The 14,321-nt window shown below is 46.7% G+C and carries 16 protein-coding genes; 3 read left to right on the top strand and 13 right to left on the bottom strand.

All coding sequences use genetic code 11. From position 1 onward, the window contains the following. Window positions 1–70: 70 nt before the first annotated feature. Window positions 71–928: a S1 family peptidase gene (locus NWE73_RS02845; RefSeq protein WP_277576759.1), complete on the top strand. Its 858-nt coding sequence runs from the start codon at window positions 71–73 to the stop codon at window positions 926–928. Here NWE73_RS02845 and NWE73_RS02840 read toward each other — a convergent pair. From NWE73_RS02840 to NWE73_RS02830, 3 genes are read right to left on the bottom strand one after another with little or no spacing between them, the layout of a single operon-like run. Next, the gene (locus NWE73_RS02840; RefSeq protein WP_277576758.1) at window positions 905–1,672 is read right to left on the bottom strand and encodes an alpha/beta fold hydrolase; all 768 of its coding nucleotides are present in this window, start codon (window positions 1,670–1,672) and stop codon (window positions 905–907) included. The genes NWE73_RS02845 and NWE73_RS02840 overlap by 24 nt on opposite strands. Beyond that, window positions 1,660–3,231, bottom strand: a complete 1,572-nt coding sequence (gene menD / locus NWE73_RS02835; protein WP_277576757.1) for a 2-succinyl-5-enolpyruvyl-6-hydroxy-3-cyclohexene-1-carboxylic-acid synthase — start codon at window positions 3,229–3,231, stop codon at window positions 1,660–1,662. Before menD ends, NWE73_RS02840 begins: the two co-directional genes overlap by 13 nt. Beyond that, window positions 3,228–4,277 (bottom strand): chorismate-binding protein, encoded by a 1,050-nt coding sequence (locus NWE73_RS02830; RefSeq protein WP_277576756.1) that lies wholly within the window; start codon window positions 4,275–4,277, stop codon window positions 3,228–3,230. The genes menD and NWE73_RS02830 overlap by 4 nt, the downstream gene beginning before the upstream one ends. A 105-nt stretch (window positions 4,278–4,382) precedes the next feature. Here NWE73_RS02830 and aroF point away from each other — a divergent pair, with 105 nt between their 5' ends. Both aroF and ubiE read left to right on the top strand, forming a co-directional pair. After that, window positions 4,383–5,216: a 3-deoxy-7-phosphoheptulonate synthase gene (gene aroF / locus NWE73_RS02825; protein ID WP_277576755.1), complete on the top strand. Its 834-nt coding sequence runs from the start codon at window positions 4,383–4,385 to the stop codon at window positions 5,214–5,216. Then, window positions 5,206–5,919 carry a bifunctional demethylmenaquinone methyltransferase/2-methoxy-6-polyprenyl-1,4-benzoquinol methylase UbiE gene (gene ubiE / locus NWE73_RS02820; protein WP_277576754.1) on the top strand — a complete coding sequence of 238 codons (714 nt, stop codon included), beginning with the start codon at window positions 5,206–5,208 and terminating at the stop codon, window positions 5,917–5,919. Before aroF ends, ubiE begins: the two co-directional genes overlap by 11 nt. A gap of 180 nt (window positions 5,920–6,099) precedes the next feature. Here ubiE and NWE73_RS02815 read toward each other — a convergent pair whose 3' ends face one another. The 10 genes from NWE73_RS02815 to ung form a co-directional block, all read right to left on the bottom strand. Then, window positions 6,100–6,360, bottom strand: a complete 261-nt coding sequence (locus NWE73_RS02815; RefSeq protein WP_277576753.1) for a hypothetical protein — start codon at window positions 6,358–6,360, stop codon at window positions 6,100–6,102. 50 nt (window positions 6,361–6,410) lie between these two features. Beyond that, complete coding sequence (locus NWE73_RS02810; protein ID WP_277576752.1) at window positions 6,411–6,614, bottom strand: hypothetical protein; 204 nt, start codon at window positions 6,612–6,614, stop codon at window positions 6,411–6,413. Between the two features lie 140 nt (window positions 6,615–6,754). Further along, a complete protein-coding gene (locus tag NWE73_RS02805; protein ID WP_277576751.1) occupies window positions 6,755–7,654 on the bottom strand; it encodes a 1,4-dihydroxy-2-naphthoyl-CoA synthase in 900 nt (299 codons plus the stop codon). Between the two features lie 35 nt (window positions 7,655–7,689). Continuing rightward, window positions 7,690–8,733: a chorismate synthase gene (gene aroC, locus NWE73_RS02800; RefSeq protein WP_277576750.1), complete on the bottom strand. Its 1,044-nt coding sequence runs from the start codon at window positions 8,731–8,733 to the stop codon at window positions 7,690–7,692. Continuing rightward, entirely contained in the window at window positions 8,730–10,556 is a 1,827-nt protein-coding gene (locus tag NWE73_RS02795; RefSeq protein ID WP_277576749.1) for a shikimate kinase, read from the bottom strand. The genes aroC and NWE73_RS02795 overlap by 4 nt, the downstream gene beginning before the upstream one ends. Beyond that, window positions 10,553–11,728 (bottom strand): 3-phosphoshikimate 1-carboxyvinyltransferase, encoded by a 1,176-nt coding sequence (locus NWE73_RS02790; protein ID WP_277576748.1) that lies wholly within the window; start codon window positions 11,726–11,728, stop codon window positions 10,553–10,555. The genes NWE73_RS02795 and NWE73_RS02790 overlap by 4 nt, the downstream gene beginning before the upstream one ends. Continuing rightward, window positions 11,721–12,773, bottom strand: coding sequence for a 3-dehydroquinate synthase family protein (locus NWE73_RS02785; RefSeq protein ID WP_277576747.1), 1,053 nt, complete (start codon window positions 12,771–12,773; stop codon window positions 11,721–11,723). Before NWE73_RS02785 ends, NWE73_RS02790 begins: the two co-directional genes overlap by 8 nt. After that, window positions 12,773–13,189 (bottom strand): sll1863 family stress response protein, encoded by a 417-nt coding sequence (locus NWE73_RS02780; protein ID WP_277576746.1) that lies wholly within the window; start codon window positions 13,187–13,189, stop codon window positions 12,773–12,775. Before NWE73_RS02780 ends, NWE73_RS02785 begins: the two co-directional genes overlap by 1 nt. 41 nt (window positions 13,190–13,230) lie before the next feature. After that, entirely contained in the window at window positions 13,231–13,551 is a 321-nt protein-coding gene (locus NWE73_RS02775; protein WP_277576745.1) for a hypothetical protein, read from the bottom strand. A 68-nt stretch (window positions 13,552–13,619) separates the two neighbouring features. Then, on the bottom strand, window positions 13,620–14,318 hold the full coding sequence (gene ung, locus NWE73_RS02770) for a uracil-DNA glycosylase (protein WP_277576744.1): 699 nt from the start codon (window positions 14,316–14,318) through the stop codon (window positions 13,620–13,622). Window positions 14,319–14,321 lie beyond the last annotated feature (3 nt).

Raw genomic sequence — 14,321 nt, 5'->3', positions numbered from 1 at the left:
TGTTAAGAAGACTTTTCAATACTCAAAGGGCTGCTACTCAACTAGCAGCCCTTTTGTTATTTCCATACCCATGAAAACGAATTTGTTGTTAGTCGGCTCTTTAGTCGTTTTTATTCTTTGTGGTTGCCAAAAAAATAGCAGCCCTGTTACGGCATTGAATGCACAAAGTAGTGCTATCGTTGGCGGAACAGAAACAGATACCAACAATATAGCTGGTCGCACAGTTGCCTTTCTGTATGACGGCAGCACAAAAATGTCCTGCACCGGCACCCTGATTTCAGAAAATCTTATTCTCACAGCTGCTCACTGCATCGGCCCCAACAAGAAGGGCATCACGATCGCTTTCGGAAATAATCCTGTGATGGGACCTTATGATTTGCGCAACAGTGACGACATCGTGGTTCACGATCGCTACAATAAGGCGGGGGCAGAAGAACGCAATGACTTGGCACTGGTCAGTTTCAAAGGAAATTTACCGAATGGATTTTTCCCTGCCCGCCTGCCAACAAAATCCAATCTCAATATTCAGCCTCAGCAACTCTTTCTGGCTTTGGGCTATGGCCGAATTACCGGCAAAAAAGCCTCTGCCGAAGGTGATATTCAAGGCGCCGGCCAACTCCGCCATGTCGGGCTTCAAGTCGACAGTGTAAGCGCAGACAAAAAGCAGTTCCGTGTTGATCAAAGCTCTGGTGTCGGAATTTGCAACGGCGACTCTGGCGGTCCCGCGCTGATAAAAAGTCAAAGTGACTACTATGTTGTAGGCATTGCCTCTGCAATGCTATGGACGGTCCCTAAAGAGTTGAGCGGCGACGAAAAGGAAAACTATCTCGAGCAGAAAGACTTCTGCACCGAGAAGTCGATTTATATCAATGTCTCTGAATATCTTCCGTGGATCAGCGAAGCCTCAAAGCAATTGCTGAATAAGTGATTTAATTTTCTCTGCCAGATCCTTGGGGCGATCGAAAAGAACTCGATGTGATGCTTCAGGGATCAATTCCACCCTCAGATTGCCGATATCTCGTCTGAGTTGTTCTGCCAAGGCCACGAATTTCTCATCGCGCTCCCCCACTGCAAAACAAATCTTAGAAGAAAGCTCCTGAAGCAAAGGGCGCATGTTTTTCTGTTGAGCCAGGGACCAGTTCGTCAAAGCCAAACCCAGAGCCTCGCGTGAATATTCTTTTTCAATACGCTGAGGTTCTTCCTCGCCTCCGCCAAAAACCGGTTGCGCATTCCAATTGCGTAAAAGAGTTTCCCACGAAGATTTCAAAAATTCCTCCGCCCAATAGGAGTCATTCATCCAGCGCAAGCGGCGGTCTTCAGAGCTCGGATCAAAAGCTTTGAGAGGATCATTGAAACCGGGATTCGTAGAAATCAAAATCGTTTTATACCAAAGTGCTGGCTTCTGTTCGAGAGCGTGCAAAGCGAGACGGCCTCCCAGAGAGTATCCAACCAACACGTTGCGATCTGTGCCGTTGGTCTCCATCTGCACCCAGCGATTGAAATTCTGAGCCCAGCTTGTGAAATTATGATTGGGATTTAGATTCTTCTCTTTGAAATAGTCGGGCGTATAGATCGTCAAACGATCACTCTTTGGTAAGGCTGCTTTCACAGCCTCCCAGTCAGTGGGTCTTCCTAAGAACCCGTGAAGAAAGAAAAGATTTACTCTTTCCACAGAGCTTCCAGCTCCTTCCAAAAATCCTGCGTTTGTTGCGCATTCGGCAAAAGTTCGATGATCTGTTTATCAGCCAACTCAGTTGTTACTGGAATATTATGCCACTGCTGATAAGACCAATTCCACATCTTTGCCCAAGATTCGAAAGAAATCTGGTGTTTGTTTATGAAAATCTCTTTTTTGAACATGCGAGAGAAGATTTGTCCCCCACCATTGTTGATAACGACAATACGGAACTTCTGAGCATCGACCTGAGAAGTGACCCAAAGTGCCGATAAATCATACATTGCTGTCAAATCCCCAACAAGGCACCAATTTTCAGTCTCTGGATGAGCCCAGCCCATGAACGTCGAGATCTGTCCGTCGATACCATTTGCTCCGCGATTCGCAGCTACACGCAAAGGAGGCGAATCCTGATCTGCACAAGAATCCCACTCACGAATCGGTAGTGAATTTCCAAGATACACAGAGCTTTTTTTCATTTTCTTCGACAAAGAATAAATCATACCCTGCTCAGACTCAGGATATTTCATCAGCAAAGCTCTGACTTTGGCTGCTTGGGCAGCATCATCAAAATTCACTTTTACATTTTCATGTTGCTTCGAGGTGAACTCCACCTGACTTAGCAAATCCAATGAATTAACGTGTTGGACTTCACGACTTAAACCCGTGTAGTGATTAAAGCTGACCGAGAAAACCGGGATTTTTCTATATTTATCTTCAAGATCGCGCCACAAACGCACCGTAGGAACGCCACCGATGCGCAAGATGGAATCGCACTCCCCAGATTGCAGAATTCGGTGAATCATCTGTTCTCCGGATTGAATCAAAATATCCTGAAGCTCTGGATGCCCACGAAGACTTGAGATGCCTTCCGCATAAACTGGCGCTTTGTATTGTTTCAAAAACTCCAAAACGGTGCCATAAGCTTTTTCTGGAAGAATCCCCACGATCACCAAAGGTTTGTGAGTATTCAAGAAAGTTTCCATCTCTTTCAAAGTTCCAAGTGGAGTCTGTCCTGGAAGCTTGGTGCGCTCTGCGACTGCTGGAATCTTAATTTGCGGAACCGGCCCATCAATCAAAGGCTCTTCAAAACTGACGTTGACGTGAATTGGTTTTTTCCATGAAAGACTTTTGAAAGAAAGATGCGAATTCTCTGCATCCAGATCCAAAGCCACTTCATTGTAGTATGAAAAAATCCCAACTTGCTCTATCGTTTGCGGAGCCCCACTGCCACGATAGTGCTTCGGACGATCCGCAGTAATCATGATCAATGGCAAAGATGAATAAGTGCCCTCAACTGCAGCTGGCAAAAGCTCTGCAACGGCAGTTCCAGAGGTTGTGAAGATTGCGACCGGACGACGACTGCTGGCGATTCGCCCCAAGGCAAAGAAAGCTGCAGAACGCTCTTCAAAGAACGTATAAACTTTAAGATTTTTATTCTCGTCAAGAATATGCACCAAGGGACTGTTTCGAGCTCCAGCACATAAAACAAATTCGCGAACTCCAGTGTCCACTAACTCCTGAATGACCTTTGCTGCAAGTTCCATATTTGTCATAATTCAAGCCCCAAAATCTTTTTCACTGATAAACGTTTTTGAAAGAGTTCTCGCCACTCGCGATCCAATTCACTGGCAGCAACAACGCCGCACCCTGAACCAATCATGGCTTCCTCGCTATTCCACTGTAAATTTCGAATGCCGACAAGACACAGAGCCTTATTCTGGTCGAAAAAGGCGAATGGACCTCCGAATCCTCGGCGTCCCTCTTGACCTGGGTACTCGGCCATCCACTTGTAACCCGCAGAACGTGGGGCCACTCCCAATGCTGGAGTCGGATGAAGCTCTTCAGTCAGTTTCCTGAAATTGGGCGTTGCATGACATTTCACCACAAAGTCTGTTTTGAGATGGAACAAAGTCGGAAGCTCTAAAATCTTTGGGCCCTCTGTTTTCACAGATCCCCATTTTGCCAAACGACTTTTTAGATCCTCAACAACCAAGCCATGCTCTTGCATTTCTTTCGGATCTTTAAGCAAGGATTCACGTTCTGTGCTTTCACTTTTTGGACACGTGCCTGCCAAGGCCATGGTTTTCAAAATTCCGAAATCAAAATCGAACAACACCTCGGGAGTCGCCCCCAGCACGCCTTCGCCGTTTTGCCAGAACCCATAGACATGCAAAGTCTCAGGCGCTTTGCTTAGATTGAAAATCATCTGCGCGAGGTCATGGGGACTCACTGTTTGTGCAGTTCGCGCAAACACCGCCGGAACTGCTTTTTGAATTTCACCATCTTTGATTTTTGCAAGCATGCTAATTAAGGCCGTCGCGAAGTGCTCTTGCAGAGGCTCACGCCATGGCGCCTTGCCTAGGATTTTGCTTTGGGGGCCGTCACTCACTGCATTCGCGCGCAAATAACTCTCGCAAATCTGCTGAATGTCAGAGCTCTTTAGTTCGTACGTGACAGTTCCTTGAAAAAGGGGCTTGCCTTCGAGTTCATAAAAATCGGGCCAAAATACTGAAATCTCTGATGAATTAGCTGACGAATTGGCATTTTTTACAGGTTCAAATGGGCCTTCAATGAGGATCCATTGGCCCTCATGTCGCAAGAGGGCCCCTGACCGTAAAAAGTTTGTAAAGCTTTGAAGCGTTATGCTATTCTGCCGATCCACAATAAGCCCTCAATTTCTGGGTGAACAGAAGAAGTTCGTAGTATGGAAATTCAAACTATGCAAACAAGTCCCTCAACCCAAATAGTCAATATTGGCGGGTTTGATATCGGTGGTCCCAACTTCACAGTGATCGCTGGTCCATGCTCTATCGAAAGCCCTGCGCAATTCATGGAAACGGCCAACGGAGTCAAGGCATCCGGTGCTCACTTACTTCGTGGTGGTATTTGGAAAATGAGAACCTCATCCAAAGACTTCCAAGGATTGGGTTCCGCTGCATTCGATTTCGTTAAGAACGTCTGCAAAGAGACCAACATGAGCCTTGTCTCTGAAGTGACTGACATCCGTCAAATCGAAGAAATCTACGATCTGGTAGAGTGCTTCCAAGTCGGTTCACGCAGCATGCAAAACTATGAATTGCTTCGTGAGCTGGGCAAACAAAGAAAACCAGTTCTTTTGAAACGCGGTTTATCTGCTTACATCAACGAATGGATCAAAGCTGCTGAGTACATCACCAATGGTGGCAATCAAAACGTCATCCTTTGCGAGCGCGGTATCCGTACTTTTGAAACTGCGACTCGTAACACGTTGGATTTAAATGCTGTTGCTTACGCAAAAAGAAATACAAATCTTCCGGTGATCGTGGATCCTTCTCATGCAGTGGGTATTCGCGCTTTGGTTCCTGATCTGGCTTGTGCTGCAGCCGCGGTAGGAGCTGACGGAATCATCGTTGAAGTTCATCCTCGTCCCGCAGAAGCTCTTTCTGATGGCATGCAAGCTCTTACGTTGAGCGACTTCAGCGCGATGATGAAAAAACTTGATAAAATTCTGACAGCAATCGACAGACCTCTTCACAAGGTGACTGAACATGCCCACTAATCATTCTCCAAATCCTGAAATCATTCGTTCTATGTTCTCCAAAGTTGCGGCGAACTATGACAAAGGAAACAACGTTCTTTCTATGGGTGTGCATCACCTCTGGAGAAAGAAACTTGTTAAGTACGCAGGCGCAAAACCTGGCGACAAGGTTTTGGATTGCGCGACAGGCACCGGCGACCTGGCGATTGAATTCAAGAAAACAGTGGGCAATAACGGCGCTGTGATCGGTACCGATTTCTGCGCAGAGATGTTGATTCCGGCTCCAGGCAAAGCCAAAGAGCGTGGCCTTGAGATTCAATTCGAACAAGCTGACGTGACTCAACTTCAGTACACTGACAAGACTTTTGATGTTTCCAGCATCTCTTTCGGCATTCGCAATGTGAGCGATCCCGTGCAAGCTTTGCGCGAAATGGGTCGTGTGACGAAGTCTGGCGGCAAAGTGATGGTCCTTGAATTTGGACAGGTCAGCATTCCTGTGTTCGGTCCACTTTACAATTTCTATTCTCAAAACATCCTGCCTAAAATCGGCGGTCTCGTAACGGGCCAAAAAGATGCTTACGAGTATTTGCAGAAATCTTCTGCGGCCTTCCCCTGCAAAGACGGCTTCGTAGATTTGATGAAAGAAAGCGGTCAGTTCTCAAAGATGGAATACATCTCTCTAACTGGCGGCATCGCTTACATCTACAAAGGCACTGTTAAATAATCGACTAAGTAATCGATATAGATCTCCAAAATTATGATTCCCCAAAGCACCCCTAAAAAGGTGCTTTTTTTTACGAAAAAGGATCTCAGCAAGGGCAAATGCAAGGCGCGAGGAGAAGCCGCACTAGAAGTACGGCGCCGACGAGTAACGCAGTCAGTTGCCCTTGATGAGATTCTTTTTTTAGTCCCACCAGTAGAAGACGTAGCCGCAGATGACTAGGCCGATCACCCAGTTCATCAAGGCACTGGCAATAAAATACGGGTAAATCATCAGGACAACGCCCGAGTAGATATTGCGGCGATTTTCATTTCTTTTTCCGTGACGGAAAAGCCAAAGACCGATGGAGCTAAAGAGAAGACCGGCGACAATAGCCCAAACACTGAAGTTCAGATCTATTGGCAAATTATCCAGAGATATGGGTAGGTTTGATAAGTCTTCCACTCACTTTATTGTAGGGCTTGTCCATAGACAGTCAATGGGCCTAGTCCTCGCTAAGCAATCATCCTAAAGAACCATGGTGCAGGACCTACGAGTGGCGCCATTCCTTTGAGGACTTCAATGACGTCCATCCAATCATAAGTGAGCTGCTGCTGAACGATGATGATATGAGAGCCATCGGGAAGAATGTAAATGCTTTGAGGTTTTTCTTTTTGAACTTGCGGTTCTTGTGGCTGCGGAGGTGGAGGCTGAGGCACTTGTTTCCGTGTAGGACATCCCCACAAAGACACAAGGCAAATAAAAAGGAGAAAATAAGAGGACCTTTTCATGGCTCTTATTTTCTCCCCGTTGAGTGCGGCTGGCTATGTGTTTTAAGACAGCCCTAACGTACAGAGTCCTAGTAGTGCCAAGGGAATTTAGAGAAGTCTTTAGGACGTTTCTCTACGAAGGAATTGCGACCTTCGACTGCTTCTTCAGTACCATAGGCAAGACGAGTTGCCTCACCGGCAAACAATTGCTGACCAACGAGACCGTCATCAACCATGTTGAAGCCATATTTGAGCATTCTCATAGCTGTTGGGCTCTTCGAATTCATTTCCTTCGCCCATTCCAAGGCGACTTTTTCCAAATCTTTATGAGGAATCACGGCATTCACCATCCCCATATCAAAAGCTTCCTGCGCAGAGTAGTTGCGCCCCAAGAAGAAGATTTCACGAGCACGTTTTTGTCCCACCATTTTTGCCAGATAAGCCGAGCCATAACCGCTGTCGAAGCTGGCCACATCAGGATCTGTCTGTTTAAAGATCGCATGCTCTTGGCTGGCCAAGGTAAGATCACAAACAACATGCAGCGAATGCCCGCCACCCACGGACCAACCCGGAACCACGGCCACAACCACCTTCGGCATAAAGCGAATCAAACGCTGAACTTCCAGAATATGCAAACGACCCAAACGAGCCAGGTCCGCCTTGCCAACAGCTTCTTTATCTTCGTACTTGTAGCCATCTTTACCGCGAATGCGTTGATCGCCCCCTGAACAGAAAGCCCAGCCACCGTCTTTGGGTGAAGGACCATTGCCCGTGATAAGAACAACCCCTACATCCGGAGTGACGCGAGCATGCTCCAAGGCCGTATAAAGTTCATCCACGGTTTGCGGTCTAAAGGCATTGCGCACTTCCGGTCTGTTAAAGGCAATGCGAACGGTGCCCTGATCTTTGGCGCGGTGATATGTAATATCTTGAAATTTAAAACCAGGAACTTCAGTCCACCACTCAGGATTAAAAATATCGGAAACCATCTGAACTCCTCAATTATGGCTCAATTAACAGCTAATTATATTCTATCGGTTTTAGACCACAAATAGTGGTCTGCCAACACGAGCCATGTCATGGCCTCGAGAACCGGAATGGCACGCGTGACGATGCAGGGATCGTGACGGCCTTTTTTTGCGACATCCAAAATCGAACTGGTGGGCTTAAAAGAAACTCTGAGAAGAATGGACTCCCCTGTCGATATTCCCCCGCGAATCCCGCCATAAGCTTCTTGCGAACCCTGATGAAACGAAGTTCCCTGCACCGCTGCGGATTCAAAACCCAAACCCAATTCAAAACCGTTGGCGGCACCCACACTCAAGAAAGCCTGGGCTAAATCCGATTTCAATTTATGAAATACCGGCTGTCCCAAATTTGCGGGAGGATTTTGCACCAAGATCTCGGCCACTCCGCCATAACTTTCACCTGACTCTTGAGCTTTTTTTAGCATTTCCGCAATTTCATTGTGACGAACAGAGGGAAAACGCGCCTGATAGGAATCAATATGATTTTGCGTCACACGAACACGTTCGTCGGGCGTCAATTCGTAAGAACCAATCTGAGAGGCGTAACCAATGACTTTTGTTGGTGCACTTACATGCGCCATCATCATTTGCGCCACTGATCCGGCCATCACACGTGAAACTGTTTCTCGGCCTGAAGAACGACCGCCACCGCGATGATCACTGTGACCGAATTTATTCTTCCACATATCATCAGCATGCCCTGCTCGCGGTGCCTTCTGAATTTGTGCATAGTCTTCGGAACGCGCATCTTGATTTCTCACGATCATCGCAATCGGTGTTCCCAGGGTTTTTCCCTCGAAGACTCCGCTCAATACTTCTGCGGCATCGGTCTCCGCTCTGCCAGAAACGACTTGCCCGACAACTTGCCCAGCTCCGGCCCCATGATGGCCCGGCCTGCGACGCTCAAGTTCCTTCTTCAGAAGTGCCTCATCAAATGTGACTCCCGCTGGACAACCATCAATCAATACGCCTAAAGCAGTTCCATGGCTTTCACCAAAAGAGGTGATCACAAAACGGGAACCAAATTGATTTGCACTCATAGATCATCCTCGCATTTTTGCCAGAAAACTCTTTGCAATTGAGCCTGGGCGATAAACATCGTCAAACCTGACTGGTAGTTAGCCCCACTGAGTTGCGCATATTCACGCCCCATGGAGTCTTCTTTATAATTTAAATCATAAACCATCGCAGGATCCCACTCTTTCGGAGGAAGAACTGTTTCCGGCCCCCGCGGTGCCGCCCAAATCAAAATCTTCGGCTTAACACCTTCAAGGTCTTCTGTTCCCGGGCGCGCAGCCCCTTGTCGCGATGAAAAATAGCTCGCATGAGGCAGAGCTTTTTGAATCATGCCCAAGGTTCCGCCCCCGCCCCAGACAAAAATCTCTTTTTGCAAGGGTGCGATCATACCAACACCTTCAATAAGTTCTAAGAATCCCGCGTCGTCTGTCGAGGTCCCAACCCATTGTTGCTTTCCTTTATTGAAGTACAAAGTATTCAAGGCAAAAAGCTCTTTATGCCCACACCATTTTGCCGCTGCTTCTTTGTGAGGTGCCGTGACTGCGGCATATTGCAATCCCAGCTTCTGCAAAATGGGCATCGCTTCATCCCACTCTTCGCGCTCAATATGAACGGCAAAAACTGGAAGATTTCTTTTATGGAAGAATTCGGCATGCTCGATGGGAGTGAAACTGTGCTCAACGGGAGCCCCCAAGACTGCAGCAAAATTCACAGGATGCTGTGGAGTCATCAACCATTGAAACAAGGAAGGTTGATCACCGGCACTGCCCTCACCATCGCGCCAGAAGTTGATAAGCTGCTGATCTATCTGCAATTGACGGTACCACGCCCACCGACCATTCTCTGATCTGGGCAAGAAACTGCGATGCGATGAAACGGCCTTTTGCCATTGGTGATAAACCCAAAGTTCTGAATAGCTTTTTACAATCGGAGCAAACTTTAAATGAGCGGCCAGATTCTCATAAGACTGCAAAGCCTCAAACTCATTCATGTCGTGGCATGAAATGATCAGTTTCTCTTTTGGAACGTGATTCAGAACTTCCTCAGGGCTGCCCAGTTCAAGAGGCCAATCGATCCAGGTCGAACGAGCTAAAATTTGAGACCACTCGGGACTTGTCCAAAACTCTCTGCGATCTTTCACCTCACGGAAAGAAAACAAAAACTTCTCGCCAGGCATTTCCTGCAAGGTTTGTTGAATCCGTTCGAGAGTTAAAAAATCATCGCGCAATTCAAACAGTTCAATTCCTTTTTGTGCGAATCGATCTTTAAACATTTGCCAACGCAAAGGCTTATCATGAAGTGATGGAAGAAGCGTCAAACATCCACCTATGTGAGTCGCCGTATGAGTCAGAATGGCTTTCTCAACACCCAGTACAAAGTGATGGTTTTCAAAAAGCCCTTCCGGCATCAGATACACTTCATCAGCGACCTTCGCGTAATTCTCTTCTCTCTGCTTCGCGCGCTTTAAGAACTCTTCCAAAGGCGACATCTCAGGATTCAACCGGGGACGATTGAGGAAAATTCGTCCATCCAGATCGGTTTTACGACGCACCCAAAGTGTGCGCACTGTTTCCGGCAAAACATTGACGTCAAAGCCGGCGCCGACAAATAGATACATGTCCTTGTGAGGCTTCTGCAAAGTTTCCAGGAACAATTGGCGCTCCAGCTCACGGAAGTAGGCTTCTCCATGTTCCAGGAAAAGCTCCATGATCGTCTTGCCAATCTTCATTTCTATTTCATGATCGAGATCCACGAACTCAGCGGAGCCCGCTGGCAAGGAAACCTGCAAGCGCTTCATCAATTCCGTTTTTCCAGTTCCGCGGTGACCGATCACGACCGTAATCATGGTTGAAGTCCTATCATTTCCCAAAACTCAGGAAAGCTTTTGTTGATGGCCTGAGGCTCCTCGATCGTGATGCCGTGCCCTTTAAGTTTCATCAAAGATGCCGCCATCACCATGCGATGATCTTTATCAGGATTAAACGATACTTTTTTCACCAGCTTTTGTTGAGGATCTCCATGAATGATCATGCCATCAGGCAATATTTCATGCCGAACCCCCACAAGAGACAAAAGATCCGAGACTCTCTGAATCCGATTGGATTCTTTCTTCACCAAATGAGGAGCGTTATATAGCTTCGAAGTTCCCTCCGCCCAGCTGCACAACACAGCCAAAACCGGGAAGAGATCGGGTGACTGATACAAGTCACAATCAACAGATTTCAATATCGTGGGCTTAACAACTCTCAATGTATTTTCGGAAAGCTCAACCTCTGCGCCCATGCGCTTTAAGATATCGACAAAAACTTTGTCGGGTTGCTGACTCTGTAAAGGAAAGTTGGTAATAACACTCTCACCAGCCAAGGCCCCTGCCGCGGCCATTGTGAAGCCTGAACTTAAATCCGCTTCAATATCATACTGCAACTTTTCAATTCTTTGTCCCGCGGGAATCAAATAACCCTTGGGCGTCTTTTGATAGCGCATACCCAAATAGCGAAGCATCTTCATCGTCAAATCAAAATAGGATTCTGAAACACGATCACCGACCAGCTCGAACTCCAAATCAAAATCCAACAGCCAGGCATTCAAAACCAATGCAGATGCATACTGACTGGACTCGGAAGTATCCACAAAGATGGGGCCGCGTGGTCTTTTCCAACCTTCACTGATGACATACAACTCATTACGTTTGATATGAGTTTGCACGCCCAACTGATTTAAAAGATCCAACAAACCTTTTTGAGGCCGCTCCAACAAGCGCGTGGCCGCTTCCAGAATATGCACGCCTCGATGTCTCGAAGCTCGCAGGGCCATAAAGCGAAAAGTGGTCCCACCTTCACCGCAGTCGATGCGGCTGCGATCGCGAATGTCTTTAAGACCTTCACGCATATGGCGAACGTCATCGCATTCGGAAAAACCTCGAAGATCCAAAACAGGGAAATAACTTTGCACAATCAAAGCGCGGTTAAATACAGATTTGGATCCCGGAATGTCTCCGCGAAAGCGAAAATTACCCATTCAACTCTTCTTCTCTTTGACGACAAATCTCGACCAGAATGTCATCGACAGGAACTTCTTTAATAACCGTCTGACCGGCCTTTTTGATAAAGACGAAGCGCAATGTTTCAGATTTTGTTTTCTTCTTGTCGTTCAAAAGCAAGCGTCGGAATTCTTTGAGGACATTTGCCTTCACATCCCACAACTGATCCGCCGAGGCAGAAAGCAGATAGGCCATCACTGGCTGACGCTGCAATCTATCAAAATCTTCCCTGGCCATGATCTTCTTTTCCACACTCCAGCGAAGCGCGAATTCCAAACCGTAGTTGATAGAAATGCCGTGCGGAAGCTCATAATAGCTTTCAAGAACATGCCCAACGGTATGCCCCAGATTCAGGACATGGCGCAGACCTTTTTTTTCTTCAGGGTCTTTTTTAACGACCTTGTATTTCGCTTTAATACCCGCTTCCAAATACTTCCACAAAACTTCCGCATTCACTTCATATTCACGAGAAAGCTGAGCCCATAAAATTCCCCCTTCAATCAAGGCAATTTTCAGAAGCTCCCCGAAACCTTCAAAGGTGCGGGATGGTGGCTGTGACAACAACAAGGACTTGACCAAGACCACTTCGGTGGCTGGATAGAATGTTCCGATTTGATTTTTTGCACCGCCAACATTCAAAGCAGTCTTTCCACCGTGAGCAGAATCAATCGCGGCCAGCCAGGTGCTGGGCAAATGAATCAAGCGCACACCGCGCTTTAGAATGCTCGCAACAAATCCACCAAAGTCCCCGACGCTGCCACCACCGACGACGACGATAGTCAGCTTGCTCACAGAGGCCTTTTCACAAAGTGTGGTGATTTTAGAAATATGATCCGGAAAGAGGTCAATACTCTTCAGCCCCTCGCCCGCCTGAACAGCGTAACGCAAAGGGATCTGTTTCATCCATTTTTTGAACTCTTCCGACTTCTTAGGAAGAACCTCATCATAAATCAGAAGAAGTTCTTCACCAAGTTTCTTAGGTGCCGGAAAGTTCTGAGTAAAAAGAACTGCGCTTGGTTTCATTATTTTTCTTCTTGGAATTTGGTTTTAGCTTTTGCGTAGGATTCAGACAAAGAACCCCATGCTTTACTCATGCCGACTTTCAATTCAGCCCAGGCTTTTCCAGAACTTTTTCCAAGCTTAGAAAGATCTTTTTTCATTTCAGTTTGTTTTTTCTCAAGCTTGGCGATCTGCTCATTCATTTCTTTTTTTGCTTCGCCGGTTTTTTCGGACGCTTGTTTCTTTAGATCAGCGATCTCAGATTTTAAATCGTCAAGTTTGGATTCCATATCTTTTTGGAACTGCTCTTTTTGTTCTTTGCTGTAGTCAGCAGCCGCAGAAGCCGCTTCAGCGGTTTTCTGTTGAACTTCTTCTTTTGTGGTAGCGAGGGATGAGAAAGAAAAAGACAGGGTCACGAGCGCGATCAAAATAGCTTTCATAGCTGGTCTCCTTTAGAAGAAGACCAGTTTACATCGGAGCATTATTTTACTTCAAGAATATTGAGCTGAGACGAGTCCACCGTGACGCTTACAGGCTTTTTGCCACTGAGACTTTCTTGCAATTTCTTTTTACATACATCGAACTCAGGAAGATCTCGACGCAAATAGTAAGATCCGGTGTTTTTCTCAAAAAGGATAACCACACCATCGTCATCTTCACGGACCTTTTTGACGACGTCATAGACTGCACTTCTAGCTGATGCGGGCTTGCGTCCCACCGAAGTCTCCGAAGCTCTCGCAGACGAACCTGGCGCAACGATAATCGATGAAATTACAAATAATGAGGAAAGCATCCAGTTCATAAGTCACTCCTTGGAATGACCTCTTATCGGAATCTACGGCTTCCTCTTAATCTGTCTCATATTGAGAGCTAAAGCGACCAGTCAACCTCAGGAAGACCTTTGGATTTCAGATACGCATTGGCCCGGGAGAAGGGCTTGGTCCCAAAGAAGCCGCGATGCGCGGACAATGGCGAGGGATGCACCGATTCGATCACAAAGTGCTTTTTTCGATCCACAAAGGCGGCTTTCTTCTGGGCATAAGAACCCCAAAGGATAAACACCACGTTTTCACGTTCTTCATTCACCAGGTGAATCACCTTATCTGTGAACTCTTCCCAACCTTTGCCCTGATGAGCATTGGCCTTGCCATCTTCAACAGTTAAAACCGCATTGAGCAGAAGCACACCATGCTCTGCCCATTTTTTTAAAGAGCCACTCTTGGGTATCGCAACACCCACATCCTCTTGAAGCTCCTTAAAAATATTGCGCAAAGAGGGAGGAAAACGCACGCCATCTTGGACCGAGAAACAAAGTCCATGCGCCTGCCCTGGACCATGATAAGGATCTTGCCCCACAATGACGACCTTCACTTTATCCAAAGGGGTCAAATTCAATGCGGCAAAAAGATCATCCTCTTGTGGATAGATGACTTTTCCTTTCTTGTACTCGTCAGCCAAAAAAGTAGTGAGCTTCTTCATTGAGCTCTTCTCGAACTCAGATTGAAGCTTGGATTTCCATGATGAATGTAATTTTAGTTCAGATTCCAATTTAGTCTCACCCTGACACATGAC

The organism is Bdellovibrio svalbardensis (assembly GCF_029531655.1).
Taxonomy (GTDB): Bacteria; Bdellovibrionota; Bdellovibrionia; order Bdellovibrionales; family Bdellovibrionaceae; genus Bdellovibrio; species Bdellovibrio svalbardensis.
Note: the sequence above shows the minus strand (reverse complement) of the source record. Positions and strands in the feature narration are given on the sequence as shown.